Below are 16,464 nucleotides of genomic sequence, written 5' to 3' on the forward strand. Positions count from 1 at the left end.
CCCCTGCGGACATAGACGGGGCAGAGAGGAGGGTCCGTGACCGACGAAGAACTCTGGGGGCAGGTCCGGGCCGGTGACGGCGAGGCGTTCGGGCAGCTGTTCGAACGCCACGCCCAAGCCGTGTTCGCCTACTGCCTGCGCCGCACCGGCGCGTGGTCGGTTGCCGAGGACCTGTTGTCCGTGGTGTTCCTGGAAACCTGGCGCAAACGCGCCTCAGTGGTGGTCGAGGGGTCGTTGCTGCCGTGGTTGTACACAGTCGCGCTCGGAGTGACGCGAAACCACCAACGCGCTCGCACGCGGTACGAGGCCGCGCTTGGCAGGGTTCCGCCGCACGACGCGGACGACGACCACGCCGATGACGTGGCACGGCGGGTGGACGCGGAAACCAGGACCAGGGCGGTGATCGCCGAACTGGAGAAGCTGTCTGCCGGGGATCGGGAAGTGCTGGAGATGTCCGCGTGGTCGGACCTGAGCCAGGCGCAGATCGCCCAGGTGCTCGGCATCCCGGTCGGCACGGTGAAGTCCCGACTCGCTCGCGCCCAGCACACCGTGCGCGGCGCATTCGTCGAGGAGGCACTGTGAGCAACACTCCTGGGGTCACGCCCGAAATCCCGCAGCTGGACCCGATGCGCGTGCAGGTCCGCAAGCACGCGATGCTCAACGCGATCGAGGAAGAGCCGCGCCGGCGGTGGTGGCGGATCGCCGTACCCGCGAGCGTGCTGGCCGCGGCCGTCGTCGCCACGACCGTGCTGTGGACGCCGACCAATCCGTCCGCCTATGCGTCCTGGACCGCCGAGCCACGTGCTCCCGGCCCTGGTGCGGATTCGGTGGTCGAGAAGTGCCGCAAGCTGATCGCCGAGTCCCCCACCGCCGACATGCCGGACTGGCCGGAGACGCCGACCGACCTGACGATCGTGGACCAGCGCGGCGACCTCACGATGGTGCTGTTCACCGGCCCGGAGAGCGAGCAGTCCTGTCTGGGCTCGCCGAAGGGCATCGAGATGGCCGGAGGCGGTGGCAGTCCCAACGGCCGGCCACCGCTCGGTTCCGCCCGGTTCCGCATGGGAAGTCTGGGCACGAGCGATCCCGATCCCGGCCAGGGCGAGCCACGCCGGACGCTGGTCGCGGAGGTCGGCGCCGAGGTGGCCAAGGCTCGCGTCAGCACCGACGACGGCAAGCAGGTGACCGCGACGGTCGACAACGGGTGGATGGTCGCGTGGTGGCCGACCAAGGCGAAGGCGATCTCGGTCACGCTGTACAACAGTGCGGGCGAAGTGATCGGGACGGAAAGCGCCGAAATCAAGTAACCTCGGCGACATGTGGCGGCCGGAGACCAGGAACCGAGCGATGCTGGTGCTCGCGGTCTTCCTGCCTGCCCTCTACGCCTTCACGTTGTTCTCCTCGCCGACCGAGGTCGTCGCGGCCGTGACCGCGCTCGCCCTGGCGTTGATCGTGGTCGTCGCGCTGGTGCCGCGGACAGCAGCACCAGCGCGATCGCTGTCGATCCGCGAACGCGCCCAACGCACAGCCCAACTACGGCTGCGCAACCCAGATGCCGCTGGTCGGCCCCGTCCTCGAGCACCGGGATGCCGGACGTTCTGACACGTCCGCGAAATCCCCAACTCGATACGGAGAACCAACCCTTGTTCGCTGACCTGGGCGCTGCCCTGGCGAGCTTCGGCATGCCCGCGCTCGCCATCATCGTGTTCACCATGGCGGTGCGGCTGATGCTGCACCCGCTGGCCCGCGCCGCCGTGCGCGGCGAGAAGGCCAAGGCCAAGCTCGCCCCGGAAATCCAGAAGCTGCAGAAGAAGTACGGCAAGGACCTCGTCCGGTTCTCGGAGGAGTCGCAGAAGGTCTACAAGCGCAACGGCGTGTCGATGTTCGCGGGCATGCTGCCGATGCTCGCCACCGCACCGTTCTTCATGGTCATGTACCAGGTCGTCACCACCCCCAACCCCCTGTTGGCGGGGACGATTTTCGGGGTTCCGCTAAGTGCTCATTTCCTGAGCACTTTCAGCTGGGCGTTCTTCGTGCTGTTCGCCCTGCTCGCGGTGGTGGCCTACGTGACCGTGAAGTGGCAGCAGTCGCGGATGACCACCACGCCTCAGCCGGGGTTCATGACCGGGTTGATCAAGGTGCTGCCGTTCGGCACGATCCTGGTGGCCGCGTACCTGCCGCTGGCCGCCGGTCTGTACCTGCTCACCACGACGACGTGGACGATCGCGGAACGCGCGCTGCTCTACCGCATCCTGAGCTGAAGCTGCGCGATGAGCCGGACGAGCGGGTCGTCGAGGTCCAGGTCGATCCGCTTCAACCGGTACCGCAACGTGTTCGGGTGGACGTGCAGCCGTTCCGCGGCGGCCCGCACGTCACCCAGCGCGTCGAGGTACGCCAGCAACGACTTCGCGAGCTCCGGGTCGAGCGCCTCGATCCGGGGATCGCGGATGCGCGGATTGTCCTGCAACAAAGCCAGGATCTCGCTCACCAGCACCTGTGACCGGACGTCGGCGAGCGTCGCCACCTCGGCGTCGAGGTCGCGGGCCATCGCGTCCAGCACGCGTTCGGCTTCCTGCCGGGAGATCCGCACCTCGTCCAAAGTGGACACGGTGGAGCCGACCGCGGCCTGCACGGACGTGTGCAGGTGTCGCCGAGCCGTGGTGACGATCTCCCGCGTCAGGTTCAGCAACTGGGCGTGAGGGGCCAGGTCCGGCAACAACACGTAGGTGCGGCCACCGGACTCGCTGACCAGGGCGCTGCGCCGGTACGCGGCGGCGTGCACGGAGATCAGGCCGGTCATCTCGGCGCGGCGGAGTTCGTGTTCGCTGCGGTCGCCTTCGCCGCCGCGCAACGCGAAGACCACGACCGCGGCGGGTTTGCCGGGGTCGGCGCCGATCTGACCGGCGACCGTCGTGGCGTCCATCCGACCGGTCAGCAGCGCGGCGAGGAGGTTCTCGCGGAACCTCGACGTGGGCTGGTTGCGCTGCTGGATCAGGTGCGGGGCGGTGACGCGGGCGGCACCGAGCAGCGCCCGTTCCGCCTGCTCGGTCAGCGGCTGGTCGCCCTCCTGCACCCAGATCGTGCCGAGCGGCTGGGCGCCGGCGTGGATGCCGACGGCGATGCGGCGGCGGATGCCGAGCTCCGGGCGTTCGTCGATCCGCACCACTTCTTCCGAAGAGCGGAGCAGGTTGTAGACGCCCCACTCGCGCAGCATCTTCAGGTACGGCTCGGGGCCCTGGCGGCCGAGGATGGAGAGCCGGCGCAGTTCGTCGACCTCGTCGGACGACCGGGAGTAGGCGAGCACGCGGCTCGCGGTGTCCTCGATGCTGACGATGCCGCCGGTCAGGGTCGCAATCGTTTGCGCGAGCGCGAACAGGTCGCCGAGGACCTCGCCGTCGTCGGTCGTGGTCGTCAGCACGCCCTTGGCCAGCGACTCCAGGTGTCCCCAGCGCACCTCGGGCCGGACCTCCAGCAACGCCACCCCGGCGTCGACCGCGGCCTGTTCGAGAGCCTGCGACGACTCCTTGACCGCGACGGCGGCTGCTTTCGCCCGTCCGGCGGCCCTGACCAGCGGCAATGCGGCTCGGCCACGTGCCCCGATCAGCAACGCCAGATCTCCGGCGGCGACGTCCGGCGGGTCGTCCGGATCCATGATCACGACATCGCGCACGTCGACCTCCAGGCCGTTGGGGGCGACCTGCAGTTCGACGAGTGGATCGCCGAGCGCGATCAGGATGTGCCGGAGGCTCATAACTGTCCGATCGTACATCCGGAGAGGTGAATCTTGGCCTGTTGCACAACGGGCGGTGACCTGCGCGGACTTACGGTTCAGGCACCGATCAGAAGAGGAGTTGCGAGTGGACGCGGTCACCCAGGTTCCCGCCCCGGTCAACGAGCCGGTCCTGCAGTACGCCCCCGGCACCCCGGAGCGCGCTGAGCTGCAGGCCAAGCTGGCCGAGCTGCAGAAGGAGCCGCTCGAGCTGACGTTGACCATCGGTGGCGAACAGCGCATGGGTGGCGGTGAGCGTTTCGACGTCGTCCAGCCGCACAACCACCGCTCGGTCCTCGGCACCCTGGCCGGCGCGACCCAGCAGGACGCTCACGACGCCCTGCGCGCGGCCCGCGAGGCCGCCCCGGCGTGGCGCGCGATGTCGTTCGACGACCGCGCGGCGATCCTCCTGCGGGCCGCCGACCTCCTCGCCGGACCGTGGCGGCAGACGCTCAACGCCGCGACCATGCTCGGCCAGTCGAAGACGGCGATCCAGGCCGAGATCGACTCCGCGTGCGAGCTGATCGACTTCTGGCGCTTCAACGTGCAGTTCGCCCGCAACCTGCTGGCCGAGCAGCCGATCTCCTCCCCCGGCGTGTGGAACCGCACGGACCACCGTCCGCTCGAGGGCTTCGTCTACGCGATCACGCCGTTCAACTTCACCGCGATCGCCGGCAACCTGCCGACCGCACCCGCGCTGATGGGCAACGTGGTGCTGTGGAAGCCGTCGCCGACGCAGTCGTTCGCGGCGCACCTCACCATGCGGCTGCTCGAAGAAGCAGGCATGCCGCCCGGCGTGATCAACCTGCTGCCCGGTGACGGCCTGGCCGTGTCCGAGGTGGCGCTGAACTCCCCGGACCTCGCGGGCATCCACTTCACCGGTTCCACCGCGACGTTCCAGAAGCTGTGGGCACAGGTCGGCGCGAACATCGCGAACTACCGCTCGTACCCGCGGATCGTCGGTGAGACCGGTGGCAAGGACTTCATCCTGGCGCACCCGTCGGCGGACCCGGACGTGCTGCGCGTCGCCATGATCCGCGGTGCGTTCGAGTACCAGGGCCAGAAGTGCTCCGCCGCGTCGCGCGCGTACGTGCCGCGCTCGGTGTGGAACAAGATCTCCGACCAGTTCCTGGCCGAGGTCGAGGCGCTGATCTACGGCGACGTCACCGACTTCTCGAACTTCGGCGGCGCGGTGATCGACCGCCGTTCGTTCGACAAGCTCTCGGGCGTGCTGCAGTCCGCGCGGGCCGACTCCACGCTGGAGATCGCCGCCGGTGGCACCGCGGACGACTCGGACGGTTTCTTCGTGCGGCCGACCGTGCTCGTCGGCTCGGACCCGACGAACTCCGTGTTCACCACCGAGTTCTTCGGCCCGGTGCTCGCCGTCCACGTGTTCGAGGACGCCGACTACCTGACCGTGCTCAAGCAGATGGAGAGCGCGGCGCCGTACGGCCTGACCGGCTCGATCATCGCCCGTGACCGCACCGCCGTGGCGCACGCGCAGGAAGAGCTGCGGTTCGCCGCCGGCAACTTCTACGTCAACGACAAGCCCACCGGTGCCGTCGTGGGCCAGCAGCCGTTCGGCGGCGGCCGCGCGTCCGGCACGAACGACAAGGCGGGGTCGGTCCACAACCTGCTCCGCTGGGTCAGCCCGCGCTCCATCAAGGAGACCTTCGCGGCGCCCACCAACCACCTCCACCCGCACCAGGGCTGACCCAGCCCTCAAAAACCATGGGGGGCACATTCATGGACCACAAGTCCATGAATGTGCCCCCCATGGTCCTCACCCGAGGAAGTGATCTTGATGCGTAGTGTGCTGCTCGCTGCGTCCCGGAGTGCGGGGGCGCGGAAGTTCGTCGAGTCGACGCCGCTGACCCGGCCCGTGGTTGAGCGGTTCGTGGCCGGGGATGATGTCGACGCGGCGATTCGGGCTACCGCTGAGGTGCTGGGTGACGGTCGGCTGGTCACGCTGGACCACCTCGGTGAGGACACCTTCGAGGAGTCGCAGGCCAGCTACACCGTCGAGGCCTACCTGACGTTGCTGGCGCGGCTGGAGGCGCACGGGCTCACGAACGGCGCCGAGGTGTCGGTCAAGCTGTCTGCGGTCGGCCAGTCGTTGGCCATCGACGGCGAGAAGATCGCGCTGGAGAACGCACGGCGGATCTGTGCCGCAGCCGCAGTCGTCGGCACGACCGTAACGCTGGACATGGAGGACCACACCACCACGGACTCCACGCTGGGCATCCTGCGTGAGCTGCGGGTGGACTTCCCGTGGGTCGGCGCGGTGCTCCAGGCGTATCTCAAGCGCACCGAACAGGACTGCCGCGACCTCGCGTACTCCGGTTCCCGGGTGCGGCTGTGCAAGGGCGCTTACCAGGAGCCTGCTTCCGTTGCGTACCAGGACAAGCACGACGTCGACCTGTCGTACGTGCGGTGCCTGAAGGTGCTGATGGAGGGTCAGGGCTACCCGATGGTCGCCTCGCACGACCCGCGCCTGATCGCGATCGCCGCCGACCTGGCGTCCGCGCGCTCGAAGGACTCCTACGAGTTCCAGATGCTGTACGGCATCCGGCCCGAGGAGCAGCGCCGCATCGCCGCCGAGGGCAACCGCATGCGCGTGTACGTCCCGTACGGCGACGAGTGGTACGGCTACTTCATGCGCCGCCTCGCCGAGCGTCCGGCCAACGTCGCGTTCTTCGTGCGGTCGCTGCTCACGACGAGCTGAGCTCCTCGGCCGTTTCCAGGGCGAACTCCAGCTTCACCGGCTCACCCGCCTCGCGCAGGATCTCGACCGCGCGGCGGGTGAGCCGAAGTGCTTTGCCCATCTCGTGGTTCGTCTCCGCGCAGAGCCGTGCGTAGATCGTGAGCGCGTCGGCGTACCCGGCCTGCCGATCGAGGTCCAGCCCGGTCATGTGCCACAACACAACGGCCGTGTGCGCGGTGTTCCTCGCCTCCTCCTTCCGTTCCGCGCCGCGGAGTCTGCACGCGTGCTGCTGCACGGCCGCGAGGTAGGTCGTCGGCGGGGTCCTCGGTATCAGCGCACGACAGACCTCGACCGTGAACTCGGACATCCGCAGCGCCCGGACGTGATGGTCCGATTCGGACAGTGCCCGAGCGGCGGACTCCAGCGCCGGGGCCAGTTTCGCGCCGAAGAACTCCACGAGCTGTGACGGCAGGCGACCGCACAGCTCGAGGCACTCGTCGGCGATGCGCAGCGCTTGGTCGTCCAGATCGTGCCGGAGTTGCTGCTCGACCAGCGCCGCCAGGGCGATCACGAGGTCGACCTGGTTCCAGACGGCGTCCTGCGCGACCAGATCCCGGTACACCTCGACGGCTTCCTCGACCGCGCCGAGATCGCGGGCGAGCCGGGAGACGTTGAGCAGGGCGACGCCCAGGCCCTTGCTGTCCCCCGTTTCCCGCCACGCCATCACGGCCTCTCGCGCGGTGAGCTCCGCGTCCAGGCCATCGCCGAGCGCCTGGCTGTACCGCATCAACGCGTCGGCGAGTTCGCCGCGGAACGTGTCGGGGTTGACGATCGCGAGCCGGCGGAAGAGGTCGACGGCTTCCTTCAGCGTGTCGCTCGCGGCTTCGGCCCTGCCCAGGTCGACGAGCATCGTGCCCGCCATGACGAGGTTGCGGGCGAGTTCCGGTTCGAAGCGCGGGTCCTCCTGGGCAAGCACCCGCCAGTTCGCGATGGAGAGCTGCATCGAGTCGGCCGCGTGCTGCTTCTCGCCCTCGACGTGGAAGCGGCGGGCCATGGCGGCGGCGACGCGGGCGAAGTCGACGCGGAACAACGCGGGATGGTTCTTCGAGAGCTCCTGGAAGAGCAGGGTGGCCCGGCTCAGCGCGGTCATCGCCGCCTCGTCCTGGCCGAGCGCCTGGTAGCGGTAGCTGATCTGTTCGAGGGCGGAGGCGAGCTGCGGGGTGGTCTCCGGGTCGTCGAGCGCGATCTCGTGCCAGAGCGCGATCGCCTCCTCGGAGACCGCGAGGACCTCGTCGCGCCGCTGGGCGTTGATGAGCCGCAGTCCCAGGTCTCCCAGCGCGTCGGCGAGCAACGGCCGGTTCTCCGGGTCCTGTCGCACGAGCTCGCGGTAGCACTCGACCTCCTGCCGGGAGGCCTCGACGGACTCCTGGCGCAGGCCGCACAACATCGTGCGCGCGCTGAGCATCCCGTACATCTCGGCGCGTTCGAGGACGTCCTGGGCGCGGTCGATCAGCCGGAGCGTGAGCATGGACCCAATGGCGTCGACGGCGAAGCGCTCGTCGCGGAACACCTGCCGGGCGAGGTGCTCGGCCGTCGCGCACGAACCGATCTCGGCGGCGATGCGGAGGCTGTCGCGGGCCATGTCGCCCGCGATCCCGGGGTTGTCCGCGATGAGCTGGTCGAGGCCCGGCCGCAGGTTCGGCCACCGCAGCGCCGCGCGGGCGAGCAGGTCCGGGTCCGGGGCCTCCGGGGTGGCGACGGCGAGGTAGTCCTCGGCGATGCGGCCGCTGCGGGGACCGTCGTCGCGCTGGAGGAGACGGCGGACGAGCTGGGTGCGGTTCACGTCGCACGGGTCGCCGTGCACCGTGGTGAGCGCGGCCATGTGCAGGTCGAGGACCGTCTCGCCGGCGATGTTCGGCGGCGGTTCGTCCGGTGCGGTGACGTTGAGCTGCTTGGCGAAGTGCTGGCAGGCCAGCGTGAACGACCCGGCGCGGTCCTCCAGCGTCGGGGCGAGCGCCAGGTCGGTGACCTCGTGGTCGAAGTCCGCGATGCGCTGGCGGGTCGAGGACCACCACCAGCCCGTGGTCCTCGCCGCCAGCAGCACCCGCGTGCGCGCCGGCCCGTGCCGGAGCGTGTCCTGCAGCCGCGCGAAGACGTCCGGCCAGCCGAGCCGGTCGGCGTCGTCGATCAGCAGGAGCCTGCCGTGGACGTCGTCGTCCCACTGCTCCTGGAAGTGCTGGAGCAGCCTGGTCTTGCCCGCGCCCGCCGGAGCGTGCAGCAGCAGCGACGCCTGTGGCGCTGGGCTGTCGCGCCAGAGCGTGAGGGCGTGCACTTCGGATTCTCTGCCGTGAAAGGGGACCACCTGATGGGTGGGGTCCAGCAGTGCGGCGACGCTGAGTGCTCGGTCCACAGCCTCATAGTCGGCTGGTGGTCAGGCCAGGGGTAGGAAGACCACACCATCGTGGTCTTTTCCCGTTTTTCCTTCACTCCATTGCTGTCTGGCTTGGAGAAGCTCCAACGAGTAGCCGCCATGTCTTCAGCCCGCACTGAAACTGTCAGACCTCCGCTGCACAATCTGAGGTGTGCTGGTTGCCCTCGTCCTCGAAGCGGGCGGCGCCGGGCGATGGCAGAAGCTGCACGACGACGGGACGCCGGCCGGTCCCGCGATGTCGGCCTCTTCCGTCGCCTCGGCCGTCGCGTCGCTGGAGCGTGCCCACAGACCGCGGTGGGTGTGGGCGGACACCTCGGAGATCTATCCGCTGCTGCTGGCGGCGGGCGTGCGGGTCGACCGGTGCTGGGACCTGCACCTGACCGAGGCGTTGCTGCTGGGCGCCGAGGGCAGGCACCGGGAGCCGCGCGAGCTGCCGGCGGCGCTGGCGCGGGTGCTGGGCTTGCCGGCACCGGCCGATCTGGGCCACCGCAAGAAGGACGTCGAGCTGACGTTGTTCGAGCCGGAGGCGGTGGTGCTGCCGGGCGACACGGACGAGCTGGCCGCGTTGTCGCTGGTTTTCCGGGCCCAGCAACGGAATCCGGCGCTGGGGCTGCTGATCGCGGCGGAGTCGGCGTCGGCGTTGGTGGCGGCGGAGATGACGCACCACGGGTTGCCGTGGCGGGCGGACGTGCACAACAGGCTCCTGGAGGAGGTGCTCGGCCCGCGACCGGCGCCAGGTGCGCGGCCGAAGCTGTTGCAGGCGCTGGCGGACCAGATCCAGCAGGCGTTCGACGGCAGGGAGATCAACCCGGACGCCCCGGCCAGCATCGTGCGGGCCTTCGGGCGGGCGGGCATCGAGGTGCCGTCCGCGCGGCGGTGGGTGTTGAAGAACGTCGACCATCCCGCAGTGGAACCGTTGCTGGACTACAAAGAGCGCGCACGGCTGTGGGTGGCGCACGGCTGGACGTGGCTCGACGCGTGGGTGCAGGACGGGCGGTTCCGGCCCGACTACGTGGTCGGCGGCGTGGTGTCGGGGCGGTGGGCGTCGCGGGGTGGTGCGGCGTTGCAGATTCCGAAGCTGATGCGGCAGGCCGTGATCGCGGACGACGGCTGGTGCCTGGTGGCGGCCGACGCGTCCCAGCTCGAACCGCGGATTCTGGCCGCGCTGTCCGGAGATCAGCGGTTGATCGAGGTGTGCACGGACGACGACCTGTACTCGGCGCTGGCCGCGGACTCGTTCAAGGGCGAGCGGCCCCGCGCGAAGATCGCGATGTTGTCGGCGATGTACGGCGGCACCTCCGGTGAGGCCGGACCGCTGCTCGCCGTGCTGCGCAAGAGGTTTCCGGAGGCCGTCGGGTACGTGGAGGCCGCCGCGCAGGCCGGAGAACAAGGCCGGATGGTGCGCACACGACTCGGGCGCACGTCCCCCCAACCGTCGGACGCGTGGCGCGAACTGACCGGTGGCGCCGACGATTCGGGCGAGGTGTCGCGCTCGTCGCGCCAGGCGGCGCGCAACTGGGGGCGGTTCACCCGCAACTTCGTGGTGCAGGGTAGCGCGGCGGACTGGACGGCGGCGTTGCTGGGCGTACTGCGCAATCGCTTGCCCGCTGAGGCGCACTTGGTGTTCTTCCAGCACGACGAGGTGCTCGTGCACTGCCCGCGCGCGGACGCCGACGCGGTGATCGAGGCGATCGCCGAGGCCGGCCGAGAGGCGACGCGCCTGCTGTTCGGTGACACGGCGGTGCGGTTCCCGATGCACGCGGTGCCGGTGACCTGCTACGCGGACGCGAAATAAGTCCAAACAAGACGTAGTACAACCAGCAGTTTTCGCGGGCGTTACTCCGATCGGCCGCTTGTCCGCCGGCTGTGAGAGCGCTCTCATAGGTGGACTGCACCCGTGACAAGGAGGTCACTCGCGCATGAGGCCACGCCGCCGCACCCTTGCGGCTACGACAGCTCTTATTGCCGCGGTACCCCTGGCGATCGTCGCCATGTCCGCCAACGCTTCAATCCCTCCCCCTGCAGCGGGATGGACGCAGGTGTGGGGTGACGACTTCAACGGTCCGAACGGATCTTTGCCGTCCAGCTCCAACTGGATCTTCGACCTCGGTCACGCCTACCCCGGCGGCCCCGACAACTGGGGCACGGGCGAGATCCAGAACTACACGAACAGCACGAACAACATCAAACTCGACGGCTCCGGCAACCTGCGGATCACTGCACTCAAGGACGGCGCGGGCAACTGGACGTCCTCACGCATCGAGACCCAGCGCGCGAACTTCAAACCGGCTCCCGGCGGCAAACTCGCCATCGAGGGCCGCATCCAGATGCCGAACGTCACCGGCGAGGCCGCGCTGGGCTACTGGCCGGCGTTCTGGACGCTGGGTTCGCCGTTCCGCGGCAACTACTGGAACTGGCCGGGTATCGGCGAGTTCGACATCATGGAGAACGTCAACGGCATCAACTCCGTCTGGGGAGTGCTGCACTGCGACGTCGCTCCCGGTGGCGCCTGCGGCGAGTTCACCGGCATCGGCAACTCGCGGACCTGCCCCGGCGCGTCCTGCCAGTCCGCCTTCCACACCTACCGCTTCGAGTGGGACGACGCCGCGAAGACCTTCACCTGGTTCGTCGACGGCCAGTCGTTCCACCAGGTCACCGAGGCCCGAGTCGGTTCGAGCGTGTGGAACCAGATGACGTCGCACGCGGGGTACTTCATCCTGCTGAACCTCGCGATGGGCGGCGCGTTCCCGAACGCGCTCAACAACAACCAGCCGACCCCTGTCGCGGCCACTCAGTCCGGGCACTCCATGGTCGTGGACTACGTGGCCGTCTACTCGGCTGGCGGCACTCCCCCGACCACCACCACGACGACCAGCCCGCCGGGTGGCGGCGGGTCCGCGTACAGCGAAATGCAGGCCGAAAGCGCGGCCGAGCGTTCAGGCGGTTCGGTGGCACCGGGTGACGGCGGCTCGGGCGTGCACCAGATCGCGAACGGTGGCTATCTGAAGTTCTCCGGCGTCGACTTCGGCACGGGTCCGGCGCGGCAGTTCTACGCCCGTGTCGCCTCGGGTGCCGGTGGCGGGGTGAGCGGCCTGGTCGAGGTGCGGCTCGGCTCGCGGACGGCGGCTCCGGTCGGTTCGTTCGCGGTCGGCAACACCGGTGGCTGGGACGCGTGGAGAACCATTCCCGCCAACATCTCCAACATCAGCGGGGTGCACGACGTGTACGTGACCTTCACGTCCGGTCAGCCGGCGCCGTACGTCAGCGTGAACTGGGTGAAGTTCGGCACCTGACCCCTGAGTGAGCGTCCAGGTGGGTTCGTCCGCTACGGTGTCATCCGCACGACATGGATGATTAGCTCAGCGGGAGAGCACTACCTTGACACGGTAGGGGTCACTGGTTCAATCCCAGTATCGTCCACTCCACTCGGGGCGAGTTGCGTTCGCGGAAAGCGCGAACCGGCTCGCCCCGTTGTGTTTTCGGGGTGCCCATGTCGGCATCCTGTCACCCACACTGGCATCTCAATACGCCCAGTGAACTGGGGATTTTCGGTCCATTACTCCATCTGGGCGCTTGTCGATCATCTGTGAGAGCGCTCTCATAACTGGACTACACCCGTGATATGGAGGTTACAAACATGACGCCACGCAGCCGCATCGTCGCGGCCAGCACAGGTCTCCTGGCGGCGACCGCCCTGGCGATCGCCGCTCTGTCGGCCAACGCCTCGATCCCCCCTCCCGCGGCCGGCTGGACGCAGGTGTGGGGTGACGACTTCGACGGCCAGAGCGGAACGCTGCCGTCGAGCTCAAACTGGATCTTCAGCCTGGGCCACAACTACCCGGGAGGCCCCGCCAACTGGGGCACCGGGGAGATCCAGAACTACACGAACAGCACAAACAACATCAAACTCGACGGTTCCGGCAACCTGGTCATCACCGCGTTGAAGGACAGCGCGGGCAACTGGACCTCGTCGCGCATCGAAACCCAGCGCACGGACTTCAAGCCAGCACCGGGCGGCAAGCTCGCCATCGAGGGCCGCCTCCAGCTGCCGAACGTCACCGGCGACGCGGCCTTGGGCTACTGGCCCGCGTTCTGGACGCTGGGCTCGCCGTTCCGCGGCAACTACCAGAACTGGCCGGGCATCGGCGAGTTCGACATCATGGAGAACTCGAACGGCTTGAACACCGTGCTGGGCACGCTGCACTGCGACGTCACCCCCGGTGGTGTCTGCAACGAGAACAACGGCATCGGCAGCTCGCGGACGTGTCCCGGCCTGGCCTGCCAGATCGCCTTCCACACGTTCCGCTTCGAGTGGGACGACGCCGCGAAGACGTTCACGTGGTTCGTCGACGGCCAGCGCTACCACCAGGTGAACCGCGACCGCGTCGGCGCGCAGGTGTGGGACCAGATCACCTCGCACGCGGGCCACTTCATCCTGCTGAACCTCGCGATCGGCGGCGCGTTGCCGAACGCTCTCAACAACAACCAGCCGACCCCTGTCGAGGCCACCGAGTCCGGGCATTCGCTGGTCGTGGACTACGTGGCCGTCTACTCGGCTCCCTGACGATCACTCCTCCGCCCCGGTGGCGGAGAGTTCCACGCCCGCTTGGCGCGAGCGGGTTTCATCAAAGGCACGGCCCGATGAGCACGCAGTGGCTCCGGTGGCGGGGAACGTGAGGAGAGCCGTTCCCGCCCCAATTCCCGACATCAGCGAGGCGCACGACGTCCACTTGACGCGACAGCCCGCACCGTGGTTTCGCCAGCTCTGACCCGGATGAGCGTGTTGGTGCTGCCCTCCGCTAGAATTTCGTCCTGCACGGACGATTAGCTCAGCGGGAGAGCACTACCTTGACACGGTAGGGGTCACTGGTTCAATCCCAGTATCGTCCACTCCACGAAGGGCCCGTCTGCCGACGGGCCCTTCGTGCTGTTCCGGTCTGGGACAATGGGTGCGTGTACGCCGAACGTCCTGCTCCCGCAGGCCTGGCATGCCTGTGGACGCGCACGGTGTCCGAGGCGACTGTGCAGCGCGTCGTGCCGGACGGGTGCACCGATCTGATGTGGACACCGGCCACCGATTCGTTGTTCGTGGCCGGTCCGGACACCGCCGCCCAGCTCGCCGTGGTGGCGCCGGGGACGTTGTACGGGGTGCGGTTGCCGCCGGGCGCGTTCCCGTCGGTGTTCGGGGTGCCGGCGCACGCGGTGCGGGACCAGCGGGTGCCGTTGGCGGAGCTGGTGCCTTCCGCGCGGCTGTCGTCGTTCTCGGACATGGTGGCGTTCTGCGCTTCGCGCGTCGTCGTGGATCCGGTGTTGAGCGGCACCGCTTCGTTGCTGCGGACCAGTGACGTGCGCTCGGCGGCGTGGGAGATCGGGCTGAGCTCGCGCCAGTTGCGGCGCCGGTGCCTCGACGCGTTCGGCTATCCACCCAAGGTGCTGCAGCGGGTGCTGCGGTTCGACGCCGCGCTGCACCTGGCGTGGAACGGCGTGCCGTTCGCTTCGGTCGCCGTCGAAGCCGGCTACGCGGACCAGGCGCACCTGGCCCGCGAGGTCCGTGCTCTGGCCGGTGTGCCGTTGGGTCAGTTGATCCGGCCGTAGCGCTTGAGCGTCAGCAGCGCTTCGATCGTGGCGATCGGTCGCCATTCGTAGTGGGTCACCGGAGTGAAGGCGGGAAAGCCGAAGTTCCAGCCGCCGTCTTCCTGCTGGCCGTTCTGGAGCTCGTCGAGGTCCTTGCTGATTTCGTCGTCGGTGAACCAGTTCCGGGCGAGGCTGGTGGGTTTCTGCGCGTACTCGTGCGGCGCCAGACCTTCACCGTCGGCATAACCCTCGGTGCTCGGCTTGAGGTGCTTGAGCTTCTCGGCGGCGAGTTCGGCGCGGGCGCGGTCGGGGACCTCGTCCAGGAACATCGTCACGCCGCGCAGCTCGTACGGGTGAGTTTTCTGGAGCTTGTCGATCTCCTGCCAGCAGTGGCCGGTGGCCCGGTCGAGCCACGGGCTGGTGACGTTCATCGCATGCAGCGCGGCGGCGATCTGGGAGGTCAGGAGAAGTCCGCCCTGGTCGTCGGTGGCGACCCAGGGCGCCTTGGGGTGGTCCTTCGAGGTGGACATGCCGAACGGGACACTGCCGTCCGGGCAGGTGTTCTCGAGCCAGGTCAGAATCGATTCGGCGTGCTCGGGGGCGTTGACCGCGCCGAACATCTGGAGGGCGCGCAGGGCGTGCAGCGGCTGGCTGGTGGGGCCGCGGTGGTCGGGTTCGAGCGCGTACCCGTATCCGCCGTCGTCGTTGCGGTAGGCCAGCACGGCCTGGACCACGTGTTCTGCCCCACCACCGGAGAAGGCGTGCTCGAACCAGCGCTGTTCCAGCGTGCGGGCGTTGTGCCAGATGAAGTTCCTCGCTTGTTCGATCATGTCTCGAACGTAGGCGCCTCGCCGCGGCGGGTCTTGCACGAAACGGCCATGTGACCTGGTCGGGGTCACTCGTTTCACCCGCGCTTGGAACCGGACCTATGCGAATATCCTCTAACAGGGGTGTGGAGTTCTGAGGGGAGCTGGCTGAGATGCTGATGTTCGACGCGATCGTGCCGGCGGTCAGCGCCGCGGCGGGGGCCGTTGCGGGTGCGGCCGCAGCCGCGGGGGCCAAGGCCGGAGCGGCTGGAGCTGGGACCGCGAGGTTCAGCGTCGACCCTGACCAGGCCCAAAAGATGATCGACGGCCTGCAGGACGCGATCACCAAGTTGACCGAGCTCAGCAGGAAGGGCGACGAGCTGACGCAGTCAGGCGCCCCGGGCCCGGACCCCTACAGCGGCTGGGCGACCTTGCAGATGCGGAAGTCCGCGGGACCGCAGGCCGGCGGTTACATGTGGGCCAACGACGCCGCGATCAAGGCGCTTGAGAAGACGATCGAGAACATCAAGAAGGCCTTGGCCGAGTACCGGGGTACCGACGACGCCGCCAAGACCGCGATGAAGGGCTGACACGATCTTGAAGCGCATGACCGCTCTGTTGACCGCCGTCCTCGCCGTCGGTGCCCTGGCCGGGTGCTCGGAGAAGACCGGGGGGAACCCCAACACGACGGCCCCGACCGGTGCAGAGCAGACCAGCACCACACCCACGAGCGACGGCTCGTCTTCGGGACTCAGCATCGCCAAGTTCGTCAGCAAGCCGTGCGACATCCTCACCTCGGCCCAGGTGGCCAAGCTCGGGGGCGTGGGCTCGCCGAAGCCCGGTACCAGCACTCTCGGCCCCACGTGCGAGTGGGCGGGCAAGGTCGCCACGGAGAACTCCACGTACATGGTCTACGTGACTGAGGACAAAGACGTGGAAAGCATGGTCAGCAACGTCAAGAGCAGCCCGATCTTCACCGACAAGAAGATCGGCGACGTGCGCGTGATCGTCAACGACTCCACTGACGGAACCCTGCACTGCAGGGCGATCATCGAGGTCAGCAAGACCGACTCCGTCACGGTGGACGCCCGGATCGCAGCCGCCGAACGAGCTGCCAAGCCCGCCTGCACCGAGGTCGAATCGGTCGCGACGATGGCCATCGAGACACTGAAGGGATAGC

Annotated in this window: 15 protein-coding genes and 2 tRNA genes; 14 read left to right on the forward strand and 3 right to left on the reverse strand. The window is 68.5% G+C overall.

The annotated features are described in order from the left end of the window. Positions 1–36 precede the first annotated feature (36 nt). From G7043_RS19775 to G7043_RS19790, 4 genes are read left to right on the forward strand one after another with little or no spacing between them, the layout of a single operon-like run. Positions 37–582, forward strand: a complete 546-nt coding sequence (locus G7043_RS19775; protein ID WP_166047426.1) for an RNA polymerase sigma factor — start codon at positions 37–39, stop codon at positions 580–582. Then, complete coding sequence (locus G7043_RS19780) at positions 579–1,307, forward strand: hypothetical protein (protein WP_166047428.1); 729 nt, start codon at positions 579–581, stop codon at positions 1,305–1,307. The genes G7043_RS19775 and G7043_RS19780 overlap by 4 nt, the downstream gene beginning before the upstream one ends. 10 nt (positions 1,308–1,317) lie before the next feature. Then, positions 1,318–1,602 carry a DUF6412 domain-containing protein gene (locus G7043_RS19785; protein WP_166047430.1) on the forward strand — a complete coding sequence of 95 codons (285 nt, stop codon included), beginning with the start codon at positions 1,318–1,320 and terminating at the stop codon, positions 1,600–1,602. Between the two features lie 41 nt (positions 1,603–1,643). After that, positions 1,644–2,261, forward strand: a complete 618-nt coding sequence (locus G7043_RS19790; RefSeq protein ID WP_166047432.1) for a YidC/Oxa1 family membrane protein insertase — start codon at positions 1,644–1,646, stop codon at positions 2,259–2,261. Here G7043_RS19790 and G7043_RS19795 read toward each other — a convergent pair. Next, entirely contained in the window at positions 2,243–3,751 is a 1,509-nt protein-coding gene (locus tag G7043_RS19795; RefSeq protein WP_166047434.1) for a PucR family transcriptional regulator, read from the reverse strand. The genes G7043_RS19790 and G7043_RS19795 overlap by 19 nt on opposite strands. Before the next feature lie 106 nt (positions 3,752–3,857). Here G7043_RS19795 and pruA point away from each other — a divergent pair, with 106 nt between their 5' ends. Beyond that, positions 3,858–5,483 (forward strand): L-glutamate gamma-semialdehyde dehydrogenase, encoded by a 1,626-nt coding sequence (pruA, locus tag G7043_RS19800; RefSeq protein WP_166047436.1) that lies wholly within the window; start codon positions 3,858–3,860, stop codon positions 5,481–5,483. Positions 5,484–5,570: 87 nt separating this feature from the next. After that, positions 5,571–6,494: a proline dehydrogenase family protein gene (locus G7043_RS19805; RefSeq protein ID WP_166047438.1), complete on the forward strand. Its 924-nt coding sequence runs from the start codon at positions 5,571–5,573 to the stop codon at positions 6,492–6,494. Here G7043_RS19805 and G7043_RS19810 read toward each other — a convergent pair. After that, a complete protein-coding gene (locus G7043_RS19810) occupies positions 6,481–8,883 on the reverse strand; it encodes a tetratricopeptide repeat protein (protein ID WP_166047440.1) in 2,403 nt (800 codons plus the stop codon). The two genes, G7043_RS19805 and G7043_RS19810, sit on opposite strands and share 14 nt — an antisense overlap. Positions 8,884–9,058: 175 nt before the next feature. On the opposite strand from G7043_RS19810, the gene G7043_RS19815 reads away from it, so the two are divergent. The 6 genes from G7043_RS19815 to G7043_RS19840 all read left to right on the forward strand — a co-directional run bounded on the left by G7043_RS19815 (position 9,059) and on the right by G7043_RS19840 (position 14,499). After that, positions 9,059–10,699 carry a bifunctional 3'-5' exonuclease/DNA polymerase gene (locus G7043_RS19815; protein ID WP_207311492.1) on the forward strand — a complete coding sequence of 547 codons (1,641 nt, stop codon included), beginning with the start codon at positions 9,059–9,061 and terminating at the stop codon, positions 10,697–10,699. A 124-nt stretch (positions 10,700–10,823) separates the two neighbouring features. Then, a complete protein-coding gene (locus G7043_RS19820; RefSeq protein WP_166047444.1) occupies positions 10,824–12,197 on the forward strand; it encodes a carbohydrate-binding protein in 1,374 nt (457 codons plus the stop codon). Between the two features lie 55 nt (positions 12,198–12,252). Then, a tRNA-Val gene (locus G7043_RS19825) sits at positions 12,253–12,324 on the forward strand. A gap of 217 nt (positions 12,325–12,541) precedes the next feature. Further along, entirely contained in the window at positions 12,542–13,468 is a 927-nt protein-coding gene (locus G7043_RS19830) for a glycoside hydrolase family 16 protein (protein WP_242642465.1), read from the forward strand. A 254-nt stretch (positions 13,469–13,722) separates the two neighbouring features. After that, a tRNA-Val gene (locus G7043_RS19835) sits at positions 13,723–13,794 on the forward strand. A 63-nt stretch (positions 13,795–13,857) separates the two neighbouring features. After that, positions 13,858–14,499, forward strand: a complete 642-nt coding sequence (locus G7043_RS19840) for a helix-turn-helix domain-containing protein (RefSeq protein WP_313887976.1) — start codon at positions 13,858–13,860, stop codon at positions 14,497–14,499. Here G7043_RS19840 and G7043_RS19845 read toward each other — a convergent pair. Further along, positions 14,481–15,308: a hypothetical protein gene (locus G7043_RS19845; protein WP_166047448.1), complete on the reverse strand. Its 828-nt coding sequence runs from the start codon at positions 15,306–15,308 to the stop codon at positions 14,481–14,483. The genes G7043_RS19840 and G7043_RS19845 overlap by 19 nt on opposite strands. A 149-nt stretch (positions 15,309–15,457) precedes the next feature. Between G7043_RS19845 and G7043_RS19850 the strand changes: the two genes are divergently transcribed. Further along, on the forward strand, positions 15,458–15,874 hold the full coding sequence (locus tag G7043_RS19850) for a hypothetical protein (RefSeq protein ID WP_166047450.1): 417 nt from the start codon (positions 15,458–15,460) through the stop codon (positions 15,872–15,874). A 16-nt stretch (positions 15,875–15,890) separates the two neighbouring features. Then, positions 15,891–16,463: a DUF3558 domain-containing protein gene (locus G7043_RS19855; protein ID WP_166047452.1), complete on the forward strand. Its 573-nt coding sequence runs from the start codon at positions 15,891–15,893 to the stop codon at positions 16,461–16,463. Position 16,464: the final 1 nt, after the last annotated feature.

This window comes from Lentzea alba (assembly GCF_011067745.1).
GTDB classification, from domain to species: domain Bacteria; phylum Actinomycetota; class Actinomycetes; order Mycobacteriales; family Pseudonocardiaceae; genus Lentzea; species Lentzea alba.